This is a genomic window from Streptomyces sp. NPDC056169 (assembly GCF_042268445.1).
Taxonomy (GTDB): Bacteria; Actinomycetota; Actinomycetes; order Streptomycetales; family Streptomycetaceae; genus Streptomyces.
The window spans coordinates 51,373-71,168 of record NZ_JBHJUO010000007.1; the positions used below are offsets into that span (position 1 = coordinate 51,373).

The 19,796-nt window shown below is 72.0% G+C and carries 19 protein-coding genes; 12 read left to right on the plus strand and 7 right to left on the minus strand.

What is annotated here, in order from left to right; genetic code table 11:
* Window positions 1–3 precede the first annotated feature (3 nt).
* The 3 genes from ACFC0G_RS12885 to ACFC0G_RS12895 form a co-directional block, all read right to left on the minus strand.
* A complete protein-coding gene (locus ACFC0G_RS12885; RefSeq protein WP_376401636.1) occupies window positions 4–480 on the minus strand; it encodes a succinate dehydrogenase hydrophobic membrane anchor subunit in 477 nt (158 codons plus the stop codon).
* An 8-nt stretch (window positions 481–488) separates the two neighbouring features.
* A complete protein-coding gene (gene sdhC, locus ACFC0G_RS12890; RefSeq protein ID WP_015035721.1) occupies window positions 489–869 on the minus strand; it encodes a succinate dehydrogenase, cytochrome b556 subunit in 381 nt (126 codons plus the stop codon).
* Between the two features lie 192 nt (window positions 870–1,061).
* Entirely contained in the window at window positions 1,062–1,700 is a 639-nt protein-coding gene (locus tag ACFC0G_RS12895; RefSeq protein WP_376401639.1) for a 2-oxo-4-hydroxy-4-carboxy-5-ureidoimidazoline decarboxylase, read from the minus strand.
* Between the two features lie 137 nt (window positions 1,701–1,837).
* Here ACFC0G_RS12895 and ACFC0G_RS12900 point away from each other — a divergent pair, with 137 nt between their 5' ends.
* From ACFC0G_RS12900 to ACFC0G_RS12910, 3 genes are all read left to right on the plus strand, one after another.
* Window positions 1,838–3,460, plus strand: coding sequence for a glycoside hydrolase family 20 protein (locus tag ACFC0G_RS12900; protein WP_376401642.1), 1,623 nt, complete (start codon window positions 1,838–1,840; stop codon window positions 3,458–3,460).
* A gap of 125 nt (window positions 3,461–3,585) precedes the next feature.
* The gene (locus ACFC0G_RS12905) at window positions 3,586–4,254 is read left to right on the plus strand and encodes a DUF4328 domain-containing protein (RefSeq protein ID WP_376401644.1); all 669 of its coding nucleotides are present in this window, start codon (window positions 3,586–3,588) and stop codon (window positions 4,252–4,254) included.
* Between the two features lie 39 nt (window positions 4,255–4,293).
* Entirely contained in the window at window positions 4,294–4,824 is a 531-nt protein-coding gene (locus ACFC0G_RS12910; protein WP_376401647.1) for a hypothetical protein, read from the plus strand.
* Between the two features lie 119 nt (window positions 4,825–4,943).
* Here the strand turns inward: ACFC0G_RS12910 and ACFC0G_RS12915 are convergent, their stop codons facing one another.
* On the minus strand, window positions 4,944–5,693 hold the full coding sequence (locus ACFC0G_RS12915; RefSeq protein WP_376401650.1) for a Clp protease N-terminal domain-containing protein: 750 nt from the start codon (window positions 5,691–5,693) through the stop codon (window positions 4,944–4,946).
* A gap of 409 nt (window positions 5,694–6,102) precedes the next feature.
* On the opposite strand from ACFC0G_RS12915, the gene ACFC0G_RS12920 reads away from it, so the two are divergent.
* Together ACFC0G_RS12920 and ACFC0G_RS12925 are read left to right on the plus strand one after the other, a co-directional pair.
* Window positions 6,103–6,783: an RNA polymerase sigma factor gene (locus ACFC0G_RS12920; RefSeq protein WP_376401653.1), complete on the plus strand. Its 681-nt coding sequence runs from the start codon at window positions 6,103–6,105 to the stop codon at window positions 6,781–6,783.
* Window positions 6,783–7,922: a hypothetical protein gene (locus ACFC0G_RS12925; RefSeq protein ID WP_376401656.1), complete on the plus strand. Its 1,140-nt coding sequence runs from the start codon at window positions 6,783–6,785 to the stop codon at window positions 7,920–7,922. Before ACFC0G_RS12920 ends, ACFC0G_RS12925 begins: the two co-directional genes overlap by 1 nt.
* Window positions 7,923–8,045: 123 nt before the next feature.
* Here ACFC0G_RS12925 and ACFC0G_RS12930 read toward each other — a convergent pair whose 3' ends face one another.
* Window positions 8,046–8,909, minus strand: a complete 864-nt coding sequence (locus tag ACFC0G_RS12930; RefSeq protein ID WP_376401659.1) for a L,D-transpeptidase family protein — start codon at window positions 8,907–8,909, stop codon at window positions 8,046–8,048.
* A gap of 211 nt (window positions 8,910–9,120) precedes the next feature.
* Here ACFC0G_RS12930 and ACFC0G_RS12935 point away from each other — a divergent pair, with 211 nt between their 5' ends.
* The 3 genes from ACFC0G_RS12935 to ACFC0G_RS12945 all read left to right on the plus strand — a co-directional run bounded on the left by ACFC0G_RS12935 (window position 9,121) and on the right by ACFC0G_RS12945 (window position 12,322).
* Window positions 9,121–10,701, plus strand: a complete 1,581-nt coding sequence (locus ACFC0G_RS12935) for a methylmalonyl-CoA mutase (RefSeq protein ID WP_376401661.1) — start codon at window positions 9,121–9,123, stop codon at window positions 10,699–10,701.
* A 73-nt stretch (window positions 10,702–10,774) separates the two neighbouring features.
* On the plus strand, window positions 10,775–11,431 hold the full coding sequence (gene leuE / locus ACFC0G_RS12940; protein ID WP_376401664.1) for a leucine efflux protein LeuE: 657 nt from the start codon (window positions 10,775–10,777) through the stop codon (window positions 11,429–11,431).
* 69 nt (window positions 11,432–11,500) lie between these two features.
* Entirely contained in the window at window positions 11,501–12,322 is an 822-nt protein-coding gene (locus ACFC0G_RS12945; RefSeq protein WP_376401667.1) for a MerR family transcriptional regulator, read from the plus strand.
* Window positions 12,323–12,424: 102 nt separating this feature from the next.
* On the opposite strand, the gene ACFC0G_RS12950 is transcribed toward ACFC0G_RS12945, so the two are convergent.
* Window positions 12,425–13,777, minus strand: a complete 1,353-nt coding sequence (locus tag ACFC0G_RS12950) for an alpha-2,8-polysialyltransferase family protein (RefSeq protein WP_376401670.1) — start codon at window positions 13,775–13,777, stop codon at window positions 12,425–12,427.
* On the minus strand, window positions 13,774–14,880 hold the full coding sequence (locus ACFC0G_RS12955) for a glycosyltransferase family 2 protein (protein WP_376401673.1): 1,107 nt from the start codon (window positions 14,878–14,880) through the stop codon (window positions 13,774–13,776). Before ACFC0G_RS12955 ends, ACFC0G_RS12950 begins: the two co-directional genes overlap by 4 nt.
* A gap of 230 nt (window positions 14,881–15,110) precedes the next feature.
* Between ACFC0G_RS12955 and ACFC0G_RS12960 the strand changes: the two genes are divergently transcribed.
* The 4 genes from ACFC0G_RS12960 to ACFC0G_RS12975 are packed head-to-tail and all read left to right on the plus strand — an operon-like array spanning window position 15,111 to window position 19,790.
* The gene (locus tag ACFC0G_RS12960) at window positions 15,111–16,400 is read left to right on the plus strand and encodes a DUF6716 putative glycosyltransferase (RefSeq protein ID WP_376401675.1); all 1,290 of its coding nucleotides are present in this window, start codon (window positions 15,111–15,113) and stop codon (window positions 16,398–16,400) included.
* Window positions 16,400–17,641: a cytidylyltransferase domain-containing protein gene (locus ACFC0G_RS12965; protein WP_376401678.1), complete on the plus strand. Its 1,242-nt coding sequence runs from the start codon at window positions 16,400–16,402 to the stop codon at window positions 17,639–17,641. The genes ACFC0G_RS12960 and ACFC0G_RS12965 overlap by 1 nt, the downstream gene beginning before the upstream one ends.
* Before the next feature lie 11 nt (window positions 17,642–17,652).
* Entirely contained in the window at window positions 17,653–18,546 is an 894-nt protein-coding gene (locus ACFC0G_RS12970) for an N-acetylneuraminate synthase family protein (RefSeq protein ID WP_376401681.1), read from the plus strand.
* On the plus strand, window positions 18,543–19,790 hold the full coding sequence (locus tag ACFC0G_RS12975) for a hypothetical protein (protein WP_376401684.1): 1,248 nt from the start codon (window positions 18,543–18,545) through the stop codon (window positions 19,788–19,790). The genes ACFC0G_RS12970 and ACFC0G_RS12975 overlap by 4 nt, the downstream gene beginning before the upstream one ends.
* Window positions 19,791–19,796: the final 6 nt, after the last annotated feature.

The following is a 19,796-nucleotide window of genomic DNA, read 5'->3' on the forward strand; positions in this document are numbered from 1 at the left end:
TGCCTAGCGGATGTTCGGGTCGAAGGTGAAGATCACCAGCGTGCCCAGAAGGATGGTGAACACCGTGGCGGTGTACAGCAGGCCCTTGAGCCACAGGCGCGTGTTGGCCCGCTCCGCGTAGTCGTTGATGACCGTACGGAGGCCGTTGGCGCCGTGCAGCATGGCGAGCCAGAGCATCAGCAGGTCCCAGACCTGCCAGAACGGGGACGCCCAGCGGCCGGCCACGAAGGCGAAGCCGATCTTGGAGACGCCGCCGTCGAGGAAGAGCTGGATCAGCAGGTGGCCGAGGACCAGGACCACGAGCACGACGCCGGAGAGGCGCATGAAGAGCCACGCGGCCATCTCGAAGTTGCCGCGGGTCGCCTTCGGCGTCTTGCCGGTGCGCTTGCGCGGGGCCTCGATGTACGGCGCGGGGTTGTCCACGTCGTACTGGGCGCCCTCGACGGGGCCGATCGCGGCGGAGGTGGTGTCAGAGGACATATCTGGCGTCAGCTCCCGAACAGTTCACGTGCGGCGTGGCCGAGGACGGGGTACAGCGAGCCCGCCATCAGCACGACCCAGATGCCCACGACGGTCCAGAGCATCTGCTTCTGGTAGCGCGGGCCCTTGGACCAGAAGTCCACGGCGATGACACGGAGACCGTTCAGCGCGTGGAAGAGGATGGCGGCGACGAGGCCGTACTCCAGAAGAGCGACGATCGGCGTCTTGTAGGTCGCGACGACCTCGTCGTACGCCTCGGGGGAGACGCGGACGAGAGCGGTGTCCAGCACGTGTACGAACAGGAAGAAGAAGATGAGGACGCCGGTGACTCGATGAGCCACCCAGCTCCACATTCCTTCCCGGCCGCGGTACAGCGTTCCAGCCGGCACGGAAAAACCCTCCGGGAGCGGGGATCAGGGTCGGCCGGCTTCTCTGTCGGTCTGACCCGGCCGGGTACGGTCCACCGGCCCCGGTCATCGTAGCGACGACTTGTCGGTTCGCTCGCGCGGGGTCCATCGGTGTGATCAAACAGGCACGGACGGGCTATCCCACAAGCCGAAATCGCCCTGTTCCGGTCGAATTCACGCTCCGGAGTGTCGGCGTGTGAGCCCCTCGGCGAGCTGGAAGGCCAGCCGGGCGCGAGCGAGCCGCCTCAGTTCGTCGGCGGCGATCACGCGCTCTTCCTCCGGTTCGTTGCCGAGACGTGACCGAATGCCTGCCAATACCTGGTCGAGACGCTCTCCGGGCCGCACTCCTTCGAGGCTGATGACGAACGCGTGTCCGAAGCTGCTCTCGTACGCGGCGTGGGCGGCCCGCAGCGCGGTCCGCGCCGCCGGCGGGGCGTCGGGGTGCGGCGGAGCGGAGGACTCGGCGGCCAGCGCCCCGTCGAGATCGGCGCGGGACAGGTCGTAACCGGCCTCGTCGGCGGCGGCGAGCAGGGCGTCGACCGTCGGGTACGGGCGGTGCGCGGCCACCCGTTCGGCCCAGCGGGCGCTGCGGCAGCAGGAGAGGAGCAGGGCCTCGGCCTCGGCGGGCGAGGCGGCGTTGAAGCGCGTGAGCCCGTGGATCGAGGGATGGGCCGGGGCCTGCGGGGAGAGGCCCTTGTTCTGGGCGGGTATGGCAGGCGTGTCCGTGGAGCCCGGCTTCCGGCAGGGGGCGTGGGTGTCGCTGGTCAGCGTGGGCTCCGGTACTCCGGGACGGGTGGGGTGGACGTGACTCAACGTTATCGACGGGATGGGGGAAGTGTCCGACGGATGCGCGAATTTCACCCGGAAGGGAGAGTTTCGGAACATGTGATGGACGATCCGGTTCCGTTCCCCCGATTGGCCGGAGCGCCATCCGTACGGGAGGATTCCGAATGATGCGGTACTCCATACGGGTGCCCGGCCGGGGCCCCGCACTGATGGCGACCGCGGTGGCACTGGCCACCGTGGCGGCCTGTTCGAGCGGCTCTCCCTCCGGAGCGCCGTCCCCTTCCGTACCCCCCGGCTCCGGCGGTACGTCCACGAGCGCCGCGCCCACCGGCGCGCCGCCCTCCCCGACGCCGACGCGGACGTACCCCCTCTCCACCGCGCCCCGGACCGTCCCCGCCGTCCGCGACCACGAGGCCGCCCGCGGCCCCGGCTGGAAGCCCGCGCCCACGGCCGGGATCGTCGTCGCCCCCGGCAGCGAGGGCCTCGCCGACGAGGCGCGGCTGCTCGCGGGGGAGCTCAAGATCGTCTACCGGGGCGCCGTCGCGGCCCGCGCGGGCGACGTCGAGCTGGCCCTCGGCGGCAAGGGCGCCCCCGAGTCGTACACGCTCATCACGCGCGACGACCGGGTCAGGATCACCGGCCCCGACCAGGCGGGCGTCTTCTACGGGACCCGCACCCTCAAGCAGTCGGTGAAGGGCTCGGGCGCGATGCCCGAGGGCACCGTCACCGACGCCCCCGCGAAGCCCCAGCGCGGGCTGAACCTGGACATCGCCCGCAAGTTCTTCACCGCGGAGTGGATCGAGGCCCGGCTCCGCGAGATGGCCGACCTCAAGCTCAACCAGTTCGGTCTGCACTTCTCCGACGACCAGGGCTTCCGGATCGCCTCGGACACCCACCCCGAGATCGTCTCGGCCCAGCACCTCACCAAGGCCGAGGTGCGCCGCATCCTCGCCCTCGCCGAGTCCCTGCACATCACCGTGGTGCCCGAGATCGACTCGCCCGGACACCTCGGCGCCGTCCTGCGCGCCTACCCCGACCTGCGGTTGCTCAATGTCCAGGGCGTCCCGCGCCAGGGTGCGATCGACATCTCCAAGCCCGCCTCGGCGCGGCTCGTGGACGAGCTGCTGCGCGAGTACGCCGACCTCTTCCCCGGCGGCTGGTTCCACGTCGGCGCCGACGAGTACCAGGCGCTGACCGTCCGCTCCCCGGAGGCCTCCTATCCGCAGCTGGCCGCGGCGGCCCGCCAGAAGTACGGCCCCCAGGCGCGCGTCCAGGACCTCGCGGAGGGCTGGCTGAACGACCGCGCGGCGGTGGTGCGCGACACGGGCAAGGTGGCGAAGGCCTGGAACGACGGTTTCTTCCGGGGCGGGGTCGTCCACGCCGACCAGGGCATCGAGGTCGAGTACTGGACCGGCAAGGAGATCGGGGCCCGGCCGCCGGCCGAGTACCTGGCCGAGGGCCGCAAGGTCATGAACCTGAACGACGAGTACCTCTACTACGTCCTCGGCCAGCCCAACGACTTCACGTACCCCACGGGCCGCCGCATCTACGAGCAGTGGACACCGCTGGTCCTGCGGGGCACCACGCCGGTGCCGGCCCGCTACGACCCCCAGATCCTGGGTGCCCGATTCGCCGTCTGGTGCGACCTGTCCCGCTCGCAGACGCAGGCACAGGTGGCCGACGGGATCCGGCTGCCGCTGACGGCCCTGGCCCAGAAGGTCTGGGACGAGCGGAAGCCGGCCCTGACCTGGGACCAGTTCCGGGCATTGGCGGCGAAGGTGCGCTGAAGTGACCTGATGTTCGGCGTGGACGTGGTCGGTCCGGTTCGCGTACGTTCCCCGGCGGCGGCCGAGTGGCCGTCGCCGGCGCCCCGGGGAGGGGTGCCGTACGTTCCTGGGGGGAACCGCACCACATGCTCCGCAATCCGAACGGGCTTCCGTTTGCCGTCACAGCCCTGCTCGGCGGCACGATCCTCGCCGATGCCCTCAGCTTGTTCGCCACCTTCGAGCTCCGGACCGCCGTCACGGAGCACGCCGGGGGCGATGTGTCCGGGCGGGACCTCGCGATGGCGACCATGGCCGGGGTGGGCCTGCTCCAGATCCTGCTGTTCCTCGCGACCGCGACCGTCTTCATCATCTGGTTCCACCGGCTGCGCGCCAACGCCGAGGTCTGGGCCGGGGACCTCCTGGGCCGCACGCCCGGCTGGGCCATCGGCGGCTGGTTCGTCCCGCTCGCCAACCTCTGGATCCCGCGCGGGGTCGCCGCGGACATCTGGCGGGCCAGCCGTGCCGAGCCCTCCGCGGCCGACCGGCCGGGTGAACTCCTGTTGCTCAACGGCTGGTGGACGGCCTTCGTCGCCGACTGGATCGTGGCGCGGGTGGCGGGCCGGGTGTACGGCTGGGCCGAGACCTTCGAGGAGTACGCCTCCGCCGCGAACTGGCTCCTCGCGAGCGACGCGCTCGACATCGTCGCCGCCGTCCTCGCGATCCTCTTCGTGCGGCGTCTGACCTCTATGCAGCACGCCAAGGCCACTGGCATGATTCCGGCCGCAGTGACGAAAAGTCGCGCCCCGGCGCAGTAGTGGAAGTACTGCGTCCGAATCGCTGGCGAGGAGGCGTCCATGACGTCCGTGACGAGCACGAGCATGCAGGATCTGATCGACCGCGCCGACGTGCGGGGCCTCGCGGCCGCCGGGCTCGCGTGCCTGGACCGGTGTCTGCCCCTGCTCGCACCCGAGCGCGCCGAGGTGCTCCGGCCCGTGTGGGCCGCGGTGGCGCGCGGGGACGGCGGAGCGTGGGCCGAGGCTGTCGGCAAGGCGCGGGTCGAGCTGGACGGCGTGGGAGGCGAGGCCGTGGACGCCGGCGGGGTCGTGACGATGGTTCACGCGATGCTCGACGGAGTCCCCGCAGAGTGGGCCGATGAGCCCCTGCGGGCCTGGGCCGAGCGGTGCTCGGCGGTCGCGCTCGCCGTGCACCGCCTGTACGACGCGACCGAGACCGGCCCGCTCCACGCCGGCGAACTCCGCCGCCAGCAGGCCGTCCTGGAAGCCGCCGCGCACGGACCGACCGGTCTGCGCCGGGCCCGCGAGCTGTCCACCGAGGGCGGACGGGTGCTGCGCGCGGTCGTCTCGCGCCGGGCGCGGACCGCCTGAGCCGCGAGGGAAAGCAACGAGGGGGTGGCCGGCGCCGGCCACCCCCTCGCTTCGTACGGAACCTCGCTTCGTACGGAACCTCGCTTCGTACGGAACCTCGCTTCGTACGGAACGTCGGCTCAGGCCTCCGGCTCCGGCTCCGGCTCCTGGATCGACACCGAGGCGATCGCCTCGGCGATCTCCCGTTCCGCCGTGGCCTTGTCGAGGCCGAGGCCGGTCAGCACGCCCGCGCCGTCCTCGTGCTCCAGCAGCGCCAGCAGGATGTGCTCGGTGCCGACGTAGTTGTGGCCGAGGCGCAGGGCCTCGCGGAACGTCAGCTCCAGGACCTTCTTCGAGTCCGCGTCGAACGGGATCAGCGGCGGGATCTTCTCGGCCCGCGGCGGCAGTGTCGGGGTCACCGCGTCGCGCACCGCCTCCGCCGTCACGTCGTGCCCGGTCAGCCACCGCATGGCGAGCGACTCGGGCTCGGCGAGCAGTCCGAGGACGAGGTGACCGAGCACGATCTCCGCGTTGGCGGCCGTCCGGGCCTCCTCCTGCGAGGCCACGACCACCTTGCGGGCGCGCGGGGTGAAGCGGCTGAACCCTGCGTTCGGGTCCATCGTGGACGCGTCGGGGTCCTTCGCCACGAACCGCTTCTGGGCCGCCTGGCGGGTGACGCCCATGCTGCGGCCGATGTCGGTCCAGGAGGCGCCGGAGCGCCGGGCCTGGTCCACGAAGTGGCCGATGAGGTGGTCGGCGACGTCGCCGAGGTGGTCCGCCGCGATGACCGCGCCGGAGAGCTGCTCCAGGGCGTCGGAGTGGACCTTCTTGATCGCTTCGATGAGCTCGTCGAGACGGACGGGCACGTTCATTCCGGCTGGATTCGTCATGAGGCAACCCTAGGTTGACACCCCTGCACTGTCAACCTTCGGTTGACAGTGAAAAGGGCGCAGTGTGCCCAGCCCAGGGCGGGCGATGTCACGGAGGGAGGGGAGGGGCGGAAAAGGGAGACGACCGGGGCCGCCACCCCCCACAGGAGAGGCCCCGGTCGTCATCCACGGAGCCGCAGCACGGCTCCGTACTCCATACAGCGCCGGTGGTGCGCTTTCTGTCACACCGGCACGTGCACCCGCACGTGCAGCACGGCCCCGATCTCGAAGGTTGCAAGTTGTACAAAGACCCCGGACCGCGTGGACGCGGCGCGGGGACACGACGTAGCGTGCAGATGCGCGAGGTGGCGTGGCGGTGGTGACCAGCCGCGACGACGCGAGGACGCGACCGACGAACAGGGTTTGGGGAGTGCTGGGGGACGACGCGGAGCTGACGGCCGCGGTGCTCGCTGCGCAGGACGGGGACGAGAACGCGTTCCGGACTGTGTATCGCGCCGTGCATCCTCGGTTGGTCGGCTACATACGCACACTGGTCGGCGAGGGCGACGCCGAGGATGTCGCCTCGGAGTCCTGGCTCCAGATCACGCGCGACCTCGACCGCTTCAGCGGGGACGCGGACCGCTTCCGCGGCTGGGCTGCCCGGATCGCCCGCAACCGCGCGCTCGACCACATCCGGATGCGCGGCCGGCGGCCCGCCGTGGGAGCCGACGAGACCGAACTCACCGACAAGCCCGCCGACTCCGACACGGCGGACGAGGCACTGGAAGCCCTGGCCACCGGCCGCACCATGCACTTGATCGCCCAACTCCCGCAGGACCAGGCCGAGGCCGTCGTCCTGCGCGTCGTCGTCGGCCTGGACGCCAAGAGCGCCGCCGACACCCTGGGGAAGCGCCCCGGTGCCGTAAGGACCGCCGCGCACCGGGGTCTCAAGAAGCTCGCCGAACTCCTCGGGGCGGACGGAGTGGCTGACGGGACCGGTGGGGACGTCGTTCCGCTGGACGGTGTGCCTCCGCAACGCGGGCGCGGGCCGGGGCCCAAGGGTCCCGGCGGTGTGACGCATTCACGTCCGCGTACGCAGAAGGACATGTGATGGCCGACGAGCGCTACCAGTGGCTCGACCAGGAGGCCGCGGAGCGGCTGCTCCGGGGTGAGCCGGTCGATGCCCTCGACGATCCCGCACGGACCGAGGCCGGACGTCTCGCCGAGGCCCTCGACGCGGCCCGTACGCCGTCCATCGCCCGGGCCGGACAGGCCGAGCTTCCCGGCGAGGCGGCGGCAATGGCCGCCTTCCGCAGGACCACGGCCGAACGCGCTGCCCACGCCGCCCACGCCGAGCACACCGCCCGCGGCGGGCGCACCGAGCGTGCCGACCTGGGCCGGGTCCGCCTCGCCCCCGTCGCCGCGCCCGCGCGCCGCTGGGGGCGTTCCCTGCGGTACGGGCTGGCCGCCGCGGTCGCCGCCGTCACGGTCGGCGGGGTCGCCGTCGCCGCCGGTACGGGCATGCTGCCGATGGTCGGCCCCGAGCCCGCGACCTCCGTCACGGCGGGGGAGAGTCCCGATGCGCCGGTCGTCTCGGAGTCGCCCGGGATCCGGAAGGACCCCGAGGCCCCCTCGGTGGCACCGGGCGGCGGCGAACACTCACCGGGCTCGTCGCCCTCGCCCGGGACCTCGTCCTTCCCCGCCTCGCCCTCCGCGTCCGGGTCCCCTTCGCTCTCCATGCCGCCGGGCACCCGGCGCACCCCGGACCCGGGCCGGACGACGTCCCGCCCGGCCGGGGGCAAGAGCGCCGACGGGTCGACGGCGAAGGAGAAGGCCCTCAAGGCCTGCCGGGACTACCGGGCCGGCCGGCTCGACTCCGCCGGCAACCGGCAGCTCACGAGCACCCTGCGCAGCGGCGAGACGCTCCGCCGGTACTGCGACCGGATCCTCGGCTCCGGCGGCACGGGCGCGTCCGCCGATCCTCAGGAGGACGGCAAGAAGGACGACGGCACGAAGGACGACGGCAAGGACGACGGGAAGAGCGACGGGAAGAGCGACGGCGCGGCCGACGGCAAGGACGACGGGAAGAAGGATTCCCGTCGGCAGACCGGCGGGAGCGACAGCGGGAACGACGGCGAGAACGAAGGCTCCGAGCGCCGGAACCGCAGCTCAGAGAGCGCGGACAGGAACCGCCACGGCGCCCTTCTCGCACCAGGTGTGACACTTTCCGGGCCGTCGGCGCAGTACTGAGTGAGCCGACTGGTCATCGGCCGCGCGTGAGCCGGGGTTCCCCCCGTACCTACGGCTCCGCGCACCCGGCGCGGGTGGGGCACGTTCCCCCGGTCCCACCCGCGCCCTTTCTTCTCCCCGCCGCTACCAGTGGACGACGACCTTGTCGCCGGGCTTCACCTGGTCGAAGAGGGCCGAGAGCTTCGCCTTGTCCCGGACGTTGACGCAGCCGTGCGAGGCCCCGTTGTAGCCGCGGGCCGCGAAGTCCGCCGAGTAGTGCACCGCCTGGCCGCCGCTGAAGAACATCGCGTACGGCATGGGCGTGTGGTAGATCGTCGACGTCCACTTGCGGGCCTTCCAGCCCACGCTGAACGTGCCCTCGCGGGTCGGGGTGTTCTCCGAGCCGAAGCGGACGTCCATGGACGAGACGACCCGGCCGTCGATCATCCAGGCCAGGGTCCGGCTCTCCTTGCTGATGCACAGCACCCGGCCGGTCATGCAGCGCGCGTCCGGGGTGTCCAGCTGGTTCGTGGTCGACGGCTTCAGCTCGTCGGCGGTCGGCTTCCGGCTGGCCGTGAGCAGCCGCTGCCAGGTCGTCTCGTCGACCGAACCCGTGCCCGGCAGCCCCTGCTTCTTCTGGAACGCCGTGACCGAGGCCGCCGTCATCGTCCCGTAGAAGCCGGTGGGAGCCCGGTCGAAGTGGCCGAGCTGACGGAGCCGCGCCTGGAGCTCGCGGACCTGCTCGGTCTCGTCGCCGTCGCCCATGAGGGCCTTGGGCGCCGGCGCCCCGGTGCTGGGAGTGGCGGAGGGGGACGGCGGCTTGTCGTCGGTCGTCGGCGTGGCGGTCGGGGCATCGGTGGGGGCGGACGTCGTCGCCTTCGGCGCCTGCGTCGTCGGGCTCGCGCCGCCGCCTCCGGGGCCGGCCGCCTCGGGCGTACAGCCCACGGCCAGCGCCACCACCGCTGCTGCCAGTACCGCTCTGCGTATGACGGACGTGGTCCGCTTCATCGTTGCCCCCCGAGGCGAGTCGTGTGTGTACGTAGGGATGCTTTCCGCGCGCGTGCGGTTGCGTACGCGCGTATGAAGATCGGAGAGAAGTGCGGGCAAGCTGTGAGGAAGGTCCCAGCGTGCTGCCCTCCACCGGCCGCACGCCCGCCGCTACAGTCCGTCGCGAGGGTCGGTACCGCTGAGCAGCAGGTCTATCGGGAAGGCACAACACATGGCGCGCGAGTCGGAGTCGGGGCTGCCGATCGAGCCGGTCTACGGGCCGGGGGCTCTGGAGGGGTGGGATCCCGCCGGGAAGCTGGGCGAGCCGGGCGCGTACCCCTTCACGCGCGGCGTCTACCCGTCGATGTACACGGGCCGTCCCTGGACGATGCGGCAGTACGCGGGCTTCGGTACGGCGGTCGAGTCGAACGCCCGTTACAAGCAGCTGATCGCGAACGGCACGATGGGCCTGTCGGTGGCGTTCGACCTGCCGACGCAGATGGGCCACGACTCGGACGCGGCGATCTCCTCGGGTGAGGTCGGCAAGGTGGGTGTCGCGATCGATTCGATCGACGACATGCGGGTCCTGTTCGACGGCATCCCGTTGGACAAGGTCTCGACGTCGATGACGATCAACGCCCCTGGGTCTCTCCTTCTGCTGCTGTACCAGTTGGTGGGTGAGGAGCAGGGTGTTCCGGCGGACAAGCTGACGGGCACGATCCAGAACGACGTGCTGAAGGAGTACATCGCGCGGGGCACGTACATCTTCCCGCCGAAGCCGTCCCTGCGTCTGATCGCGGACATCTTCAAGTACTGCCGGGCCGAGATCCCGAAGTGGAACACCATCTCGATCTCCGGCTACCACATGGCCGAGGCAGGTGCCTCGCCCGCGCAGGAGATCGCGTTCACCCTCGCCGACGGCATCGAGTACGTGCGTACGGCGGTCGCGGCCGGCATGGACGTCGACGACTTCGCCCCGCGTCTGTCGTTCTTCTTCGTGGCGCGCACGACGATCCTGGAGGAGGTCGCGAAGTTCCGTGCGGCCCGGCGGATCTGGGCGCGGGTGATGAAGGAGGAGTTCGGGGCGAAGAACCCCAAGTCGCTGATGCTCCGCTTCCACACCCAGACCGCCGGTGTGCAGCTGACCGCCCAGCAGCCCGAGGTCAACCTGGTCCGTGTCGCCGTCCAGGGCCTCGCGGCGGTCCTCGGCGGCACGCAGTCCCTGCACACGAACTCCTTCGACGAGGCGATCGCGCTCCCGACGGACAAGTCGGCCCGTCTGGCTCTGCGTACGCAGCAGGTTCTGGCGTACGAGACGGACGTGACGGCCACGGTCGACCCGTTCGCGGGCTCGTACGTCGTCGAGAAGATGACCGACGACGTCGAGGCCGCGGCCCTTGAGCTGATGGCGAAGGTCGAGGACATGGGCGGCGCGGTCGCGGCGATCGAGCGTGGTTTCCAGAAGAGCGAGATCGAGCGCTCGGCCTACCGGATCGCGCAGGAGACCGACAGCGGCGAGCGGGTCGTCGTCGGCGTCAACCGGTACACGATCGACGTCGAGGAGCCCTACGAGCCCCTCCGCGTCGACCCGGCGATCGAGGCCCAGCAGGCCGAACGCCTCGCCAAGCTCCGCGCCGAGCGCGACCAGGCGGCCGTGGACGCGGCCCTCGTGGAGCTGAAGAAGGCGGCCGAGGGCACGGACAACGTCCTCTACCCGATGAAGGACGCCCTCAAGGCCCGTGCCACCGTCGGCGAAGTCTGCAACGCGCTGCGCGAAGTCTGGGGCACGTACGTCCCGACCGACGCGTTCTAGCCCTCCAGGCCCCGTAGACGCAGGTCACGCAGGTCACAGCGGAGTGTCGTACTCGTGTGCGACACTCCGCTTTATGTTGGGTGTCACCGATCTGTCGACCTATCTCGTGGGGCTCGTCCTCATCATCCTGCTGCCGGGGCCGAACTCGCTGTACGTGCTGTCCGTTGCCGCCCGCAAGGGCACGCGGACCGGGTACAAGGCCGCCGCCGGAGTCTTCACCGGGGACGCGGTCCTGATGACGCTGGCCGCGCTCGGCGCGGCCTCGCTCCTCCAGACCACGCCGCTCCTCTTCACCGTCGTGAAGTACGCGGGCGCCGGCTACCTGGCCTGGATGGCGTACGGGATGCTGCGGTCCGCCTGGTCGATGTGGCGCGGCCAGGGCGGATCGGCGGACGAGGAGCCGGAGCAGGCCGTGCCCGCGCCGGCCGAGCGTCCGTACCGCCGCGCGCTGCTCATCAGCCTGTTCAACCCGAAGGCGATCCTCTTCCTGATCTCGTTCTTCGTGCAGTTCGTGGACCCCGCGTACGCCTACCCGGCCCTGTCCTTCCTGGTGCTCGGCACGCTGCTCCAGATCGGCAGCTTCCTCTATCTCACGATGCTGATATTCGGCGGGACGCGGCTGGCGGCCGCGTTCCGGAGCCGTCGTCGGCTGTCCGCCGGGGCGACCTCGGCGGCGGGTGCGCTCTTCCTCGGCTTCGCCGCGAAGCTGTCGCTCAGCAGCGCCGCCTGACCCTGAGGCCGCTTGTCCCCGGTTTTGCTTGACCCTGACACCGTGTGAGGCCGTTCCGTAGGGGGCGTCATGTTTGTTATCGGAGACTTCGCCCGGCACGGGCGGGTGTCGGTCCGCATGCTGCGTCACTACGACGCCATCGGGCTGCTGCGCCCGGCCCGGGTCGACCCGCACACGGGCTACCGCTTCTACACGGGGGAGCAGCTCGCCCGGCTCAACCGTGTCATCGCGTTCAAGGACCTCGGCTTCACCCTCGAACAGGTGGGGGCGATCCTCGACGAGCAGATCGACGCGGACGAGCTGCGGGGCATGCTGCGTCTGCGCCAGGCCGAGCTGGAAGCGGCCCTGGAGGCGGCGCGGGCCCGGCTCACCCAGGTCGGTGCGAGGCTCCGAGCCATCGAGACGGAGGGACGCATGTCCACCCAGGACGTCGTCGTCAAGAAGATCCCCGCCGTGCGCATCGCCGAGCTGAGCACGGTCGCCGCGAGCTTCGGCCCGCACGACATCGGCCCCGCCATCGGGCCGCTCTACGCGGAGCTGTGCGGCCGCCTCGAAGCCGCGGGCCTCACCGGCTTCGGTCCGGGGATCGCGTACTACGAGGACGCGGGCAAGGGCGACGGCTCCGTCCTCGTGCACGCCGGCATGACCGTTCCCGAGGGGACCGTCGTGGCGGGCGTCGAGGTGCACGTCCTGCCCGGCATCGAGGAGGCCGCGACCATCGTCCACCGGGGCTCGATGGACGACATCCTGCCGACCGCGCAGACCCTGGCCCGCTGGATGGAGACCAACGGCTACGCGTCGCAGCACTACGCGCGCGAGCTGTACCTGGAGTGCCCGGAGGACCGTTCGCAGTGGGTGACGGAGATCCAGGAGGCGATCGTCCGCGCCTGAGGCGAACCCTTGAGGCGAAACCCGAGGCGAACCCTGACGTGAAGAGGGGGAGGGGCCCGGGACCCCCGCACGGGTTCCCGGGCCCCTCCTCTCTTCGGCCGCCTACTTCCGGGCGGCGCCGCGCTTCCGCAGCTCCTTGCGGAGCCGCAGCGCGCGGCGCGCCAGACGGCGGACCTGCGGATGCCGGGGCAGGGGGAGGCCGCCCGGCAGGTTCAGGACGGTGAGGCGCCGGCGGGTGAAGTGGTGCCGGGTGCGCTCGGCGTGCGGGCCCGACAGGTGCCGTGCCGCGGCCTCCCGCAGGTCGGCCCGGATCTTCGGCTGCATGGCGAAGCCGACCGCGGCGACCAGGTCGTTCAGCTCCGCCACGTCCGGGACCGGCCCGGCCGGCTCGTCCGCGCCGCCCTCCTCCAGGGGCGGGACGACCGCGTCCACCACGGTGAGCGGGATCCGGTTGCTGTTCTGGAAGGGGGTGAGCCGCTCCAGGAGCGGGCCCGTGCCGACCCGGGCGACCGGCAGCCCGTAGAAGGCGTGCGCCGTGAGCAGCGCCGTGGAGAAGCAGCCGACCACGAGGGCGGGCCGCAGCTCGCGGTAGAGCGCCTCGGCGAGGACGGGCCGGTCCTCGACGGTCAGCTCGGCACCGAGCCGCTCCGCCTCGTCCACCAGCGACCGCGACCAGGCGTCCGGGGCGGTCGGGTGGGGCTTGAAGACGAGCTTCCGGTGGCCCCGGGCGATCGCGCCGCGGACCATCCGCAGGTGCAGCTCCTCCTCCTCGGCGGCGGTGACCAGCTGCAGGGCGGCCAGGTACTGGCCGAGGAGCAGCGCGGGGCCCTCCTCGCGCGTTCCCGGTCCCGCGGCCGGTCCGGAGAGTTCCTCGACGACCTTCGTGAAGGCCTCCACCGGTACGGCCTCCGGCGGCGCCCCGAACTCGGCGAGCAGCAGCGGTTCGAGCCCGGGGACGAGGTCCAGGTGGAGCAGCCTGCGGACCCGTCCGCCGATCAGCGGGTCGATCTTGTTACGGGTCGGCCCGTAGCTCATGAGACCGTCGGCGTACGCCGTGATCGGCGCGTCGGGCAGCAGCTGGGCGATGGCGAGCGCGGGTGTCACCTGGAGGGATTCCAGGGCGAGTTCGACCCGGTCGTCACCGAGCTCCCAGAGCAGCCGCAGATGGCGCTGGAGCATCGCCATGTCCTGTCCCCGGGGCGTCCAGCCGGCGGGGTGGAGCGGGGAGATCGTCTCGTTCCAGGACAGGACGGAGTCGAAGCGGCCGCGCAGCCGCTCGAAGCCCTCGGCCTCGTCGAGGGCGGGTGTCGTCTCGGGCACGGCGGCGTTGTTGGTGACGAGCAGGATCCGGCGGTCGGCCCGGCCGAAGCAGCCGCTGTCCAGTGCGGCGGCCAGGGTTGCCGCCCCGTAGAGGGTGGAGGCGCAGAAGATCTGTGTGGTGCGTCGGGCGCTCATGCCGCCACCTCCGGGGAACCGTTCGCGCCGGCCCCGGAGACAGGCGTCGACACCGACACCGACACCGACACGGACCCGGACACCGCCTCGGCCGTCGACACCGACACCGCCGCAGGTGTCGGATCCGGTGCCGCCGGTGGCGGTGCGGGGCGCTGCTTCCGCAGTTTCCGCAGCAGCGTCGCGCGGTCCCCGCCCATCGACGTGAGGGCCTCGTCGAGGACCGCCTGCGGCATCCGGCGCAGCGCTCCCGCGCTCATCGCCTTCAACTGGCGTGCCACCTCGGGTTCGAATCGTCCGATCCCGCCGATGTGATGGGAAATCAGTGCGCAATACGTCCGCACCGCTTTGGGGAGAAGGAGATCAGCGTCCCGGTCCTTCGCCGTTTCCTCGATCACCAGGTCGAATGCACGGATGAAATCCAATTGCCGGACATCGCCGATCTGGGTGAGCGAGGTCGCGACTCCGCGCCGGTAGAAGACGCCGAGCTCCCCGATCGCCGCGAACGATTCCGCCTCGCGGTGCAGCTTCCAGATCCAGGGCCGGTCCTCGGCCGTCCGCAGGCCGTGCGGGAAGTGGAGGAGCCCGCGCTCCAGGAGCCGTCGGTGGTAGATCCCGGCCCACGCGTACGGGTAGTCGACGGAGGTCGTCCGGTGGGCCGGCAGTATCGCGTCGCGCGGGTCGAGCACCTCGTCGCGGCGCGGGACCGGCACCCCGCGGACCGAGCGGCTGCGGCCCGAGACGGAGACGTGGCCGGTGCGCAGGAAGTCGCAGCCCAGCTCGTCCATGGCGGCGACGAGCCGCCCGTAGTAGCCGGGTGAGAGCCAGTCGTCCCCGTCGAGGAAGGTCACGTACTCGCCGCGGGCCGCGTCGAGGCCGGTGTTGCGGGCCGTGGCGAGTCCTTCGTTGCGTTCGTGCCTGAGCAGGACGGCACCCGGGACGTCGTGTACGGCCCGTTCGAGGAGTTCGGGAGTCCCGTCGGACGAGCAGTCGTCGACAAGGAGGAACTCGAAGTCCTCGCGGGCGTTGGCACGCAGGCTGGTGAGGGTGTCGGGGGCATATGTCTGCACGTTGAAGAACGGCACGACCACGGAGAGCTTGACCACGTGGCCGACGCTAGGCGCCGACCCGGCACGCCCCCCGACCGGTGGGGGGATATTCGGTGAACACCAAGCGGCGGGCCGCTTAACCGCCTTTACCTACAAGGAAATCCGGCCCCGCCCCGCAGCGATTCCGGCCGGAATCCGACCCGTTTAACACGTCGGAGAGGCGCTGTTCACCCGTTGTTGTGACTCAGTTGGGCCGGAAAGCGGAATGCCCTTCTAGCGTCCTCGACGTGCCAGCAAGTACCAACGAGGCAGTACGAGTAGCCGTACTCGCCGACTCCGACACCCGGTGGAAATGGGGCGCCCTCACGGCGCGCCGCCTCACCACGGCGACAGCCGAACCCACCGGATTCGTCCTACGGGGCCGGGCCACACCCACCCCCCGCCAGCTCGCCGAGACCGGGGTGTCCACGACCACCCCGGGCGAGGTGACGGGCGCGGAGTTCCTCCGTGCCGTACGGGACGCGGCGGAGCGCGGCGAGGGATACGACGTCGTCGTCCTCGCGCTGGTCGGCGGCACCGTCCGGGCCGTCCTCCAGGGCCTGGCCGATCTGGCCCTGGACCGGCGCCCGGTGATCGTCACCGGCTACGTCGGCGTCGTCTACGAGAAGCTCACCGACGGGCTCCTCCTGCGCCACGGCGCCGACGTCGTCCTCGCCAACTCCCGGCACGACGCCGAGCGGTTCCGCGCCGTGTACGAGGGCGTGGGCGCCGGCTCCGACTCGGTCGTCGAGGCCGCGCTGCCCTTCCTCGGCGGCGCCCCGCACACCCCCGAGGCCGGCCGCGACACCCTCGTCTTCGCCGCCCAGCCGTCCGTGCCCGCCACCCGGGCCGAGCGGAGCTACGTCCTGCGGCGGCTGATCGACCACGCCCGCCTCCACCCGGGCCGCGAGGTGCTCCTCAAGCTCCGCTCCAAGCCGGGCGAACACACCACGCACCTGGAGGAGTTCCCCTTCCAGAAGCTGGTCCGCGACCTCGACCCGCCCGCCAACTTCCGCCTCGTGTACGGACACATGGGCGAGGTCCTCGACCGCACCGACCTCCTGGTCACCGTCTCCTCCACGGCCGCGCTCGAAGCCCTCCACCGCCGCGTCCCCACCGCGATCCTCACCGACCTCGGGGTCCGCGAGGCGCTCGGCAACCACCACTTCGTCGGCTCCGGCCTGCTGACCTCCTTCGACGGACTCGACAAGGGACACGTCCCCATACCGGACGACACCTGGCTCGCCCGGCAGGGCGTGGCCTCCGACAGCCCGTACGAAGCGGCCTTCGACGCCGCTCGCGACCGGGTCGCCGCACTCCTGGCGCTCCCCGCGCTGCCCCCGATCACCCCCTACTACACAGCGGAGACGGCCCCCGGCTACCTGCCCGGGATCCTCGCCCGCCACCGCCTGGACGTCACCGCGCAGGAGCCCCGCGAGAGCGGCCTCCGCCGGGTCGTCCGGGAGGCGGCGCGGGGCGCGTACCGGCACGGAGTGCAGCGCGTGGCCCCCGTCATCCGCCGGCTGGGAGAACTCTGATGACGACCGCCGCCACGCCGCCCCCGCGGCACACCGCCACCGTGCTCGCCGTGATCCCCGCCCGGGGCGGCTCCAAGGGCGTCCCCGCCAAGAACCTCGCCCCGGTGGCCGGTGTCCCGCTCGTGGCCCGCGCCGTCCGCGCCTGCCTCGGCGCCCGCCCGGTCACCCACGTCGTGGTCTCCACCGACGACGCCGCCATCGCGGCGGCGGCCCGCACCGCCGGAGCCGAGGCCGTGCACCGCCCCGCCGAGATCGCGGGCGACACCGCGACCAGCGAGGCCGCCGTCCTGCACGCGATGGACGCCTTCGAGGCCACCCACGGCCGCCCGGCCGACGTCGTCCTCCTGGTCCAGTGCACCAGCCCCTTCCTCACCTCGGCAGAGGTCGCGGAGACCGTCGAGCGCGTCGCCTCGGGCGCCGCCGACACGGCCTTCACGGCCGCGCCGTCCCACGGCTTCCTCTGGCGGGCGGCCTCCGGCCCCGACGCTGCCGACGGCGCCGAGGGCGTCAACCACGACAAGGCGCACCGCCCGCGCCGCCAGGACCGGGAGCCCGAGTACCTGGAGACCGGCGCCGTCTACGCGATGGACGCGGCCGGCTTCCGTACCCACGGACACCGCTTCTTCGGCCGTACCGCGCTCGTCGTCACCGACCCCTCCCGGGTCCTGGAGATCGACGACCCGCACGACCTCGCCCGCGCCAAGGCCCTCGCGCCGCTCCTCGACGAGCCCGCCACCCCCGGCTTCGGCGACATCGACGCGGTCGTCCTCGACTTCGACGGCACCCAGACCGACGACCGGGTCCACCTCGACGCCGAGGGACGCGAGTTCGTCTCCGCGCACCGCGGCGACGGCCTCGGCATCGCGGCCCTGCGCCGCGCCGGCCTCCCCGTCCTCATCCTCTCCACCGAACAGAACGCCGTCGTCGCCGCCCGCGCCCGCAAGCTCAAGATCCCCGTCCTGCACGGCATCGACCGCAAGGACCGGGCCCTCAAGGAGTGGTGCGACGCCGAGGGCATCGACCCCCAGCGCGTGCTCTACGCCGGCAACGACGTCAACGACCTGCCCTGCTTCCACCTCGTCGGCTGGCCCGTCGCGGTGAGCAGCGCCCACGACTCCGTACGGGCCGCGGCCCGCGCGGTCACCGCCACCCCCGGTGGCTTCGGAGCGATCCGCGAGATCGCGGCCTGGCTCCTCGGACCCGAGCTCGACACCCCCGCACCCCGCATCCCCAACTCGTAAGGAACAGCACCATGAGCACCCGTCTGCGCACCTTCGGTTCGAAGACCGCCGGCCCCGGCCAGCCCGTCTACATCACCGGCGAGATCGGCATCAACCACAACGGCGACCTCGAGAACGCCCTCGCCCTCGTCGACGTCGCCGCCGAGGCCGGCTGTGACGCCGTCAAGTTCCAGAAGCGCACCCCGGAGATCTGCACCCCGCGCGACCAGTGGGACATCGAGCGCGACACCCCCTGGGGCCGCATGACGTACATCGACTACCGCCACCGCGTGGAGTTCGGCGAGGACGAGTACCGCGCCATCGACGAGCACTGCAAGAAGCGCGGCATCGACTGGTTCGCCTCCCCGTGGGACACCGAGGCCGTCGCCTTCCTGGAGAAGTTCGACGTCCCGGCCCACAAGGTCGCCTCCGCCTCCCTCACCGACGACGAGCTGCTCCGCGCCCTGCGCGCCACCGGCCGTACGGTCATCCTCTCCACGGGCATGTCCACCCCGAAGCAGATCCGCCACGCGGTCGAGGTCCTCGGCTCGGACAACATCCTGCTCTGCCACGCCACCTCGACGTACCCGGCCAAGGCCGAGGAGCTCAACCTCCGTGTGATCAACACGCTGAAGGACGAGTACCCGAACGTCCCGATCGGCTACTCCGGCCACGAGACCGGCCTGCAGACCACCCTCGCCGCCGTCGCCCTCGGCGCCACCTTCGTCGAGCGCCACATCACCCTCGACCGCGCCATGTGGGGCTCCGACCAGGCCGCCTCCGTCGAGCCGCAGGGCCTCCAGCGCCTCGTCCGCGACATCCGCACCATCGAGACCGCCCTCGGCGACGGCGTCAAGAAGGTCTACGAGTCGGAGCTCGGCCCGATGAAGAAGCTCCGCCGGGTCCAGGGGCTCGTCGCCGCATGACCGGGCAGCTGGCGTTCGTCGAGAGCCCGGTCCAGCTCCTCAACGTCCTGGAATGGGCGCACACGCAGGCGCCCGACCGGGCGCCCGGCGCGGCACCCGCCCCCGGAGCGTCCGCTCCGGACGAGCCCGTCGGCACGTCAGCCGCGGCGTCCCGCACCACGGACGCCCTCACCCCGGGGGCGGCACCCGCCCCCACCCCGGGGGCGACGCACGCGACGCCCGCCCCCACTCCGGCGGCCGCCCCGGCTTCCGCGCCCGCCCTCACGGTCGTCGTCCTCTCGCCGACCGACCCCATGTCGCGGGGCCAGCTGCGCCGCATGGCCCAGCTGGCCCGCGACGAGGGCTTCACCGTCCACTGGCAGGAGGCCCGCGGCGGCCGGGGCGCGCTCGTCCGCACCCTGCGGCAGCTCGCCCCGCCGCTGCGCCGGGCGGAGCGGGTCATCATCGGCGACCCGTTCTCCCGCTACGTCCAGCTGCTCCTGTCGCTCTTCTCGCCCCGGCACCTGACGGTGGTCGACGACGGCACCGCCACCATGGAGTTCGCCGCCCAGCTCGGCCGCGGCGAGCGCCTGGTGCGCTGGCACCGCAAGGGCAGCCTGGGCCCGCGCGAGCTGGTCCTCGCCCCGGTGACCTCGCTGGCCCGGCGGCGACTGGCCCCGGCCCGCGGCCGTACGGTCGAGATCTTCACGTCGCTGCCCGTCGAGGCCCCGGCCGGCATCGAGGTCACGGAGAACTCCTACGCCTGGACCCGGTCCCGCTTCGGCCCCCCGCTGCTGACCGGCGGCGCGGACCTGGTGGGCACCTCGCTGGTCGAGACGGGCGTGGTCGACGCCGATCACTACGCGCGCGTGGTCGCGGAACTGGCCCGCGCCCACGGCGCGACCCGCTACTTCGCGCACCGCCGCGAGAGCGCCGAGAAGCTGCACCGCATAGCGGTCGAGACCGGCCTCCAGGTGGTCCGGCCGGACCTGCCCCTGGAGCTGATCGCCCGCCGCGGCCCGATCGGCCGGACGGTCGTCAGCTTCCCGTCCACGGTCGTCCACACCCTGCCGCTGGCCCTCGCCGGTACGGGGGTGAAGGTCGCGGTCATCGAGGTCGCGCCCGAGTGGCTGCGGGCCACCGCCTCGCCGCGCGCCCAGGGCTTCCTGTCCGGAGTGGCGGGCACGGCGGCCCACGAGGTCGACCGGCTCACCGCACGGGTCACAGGGGCCACGGGAGCCACAGGGGCCGCAGGAACGGCCTGACGGATC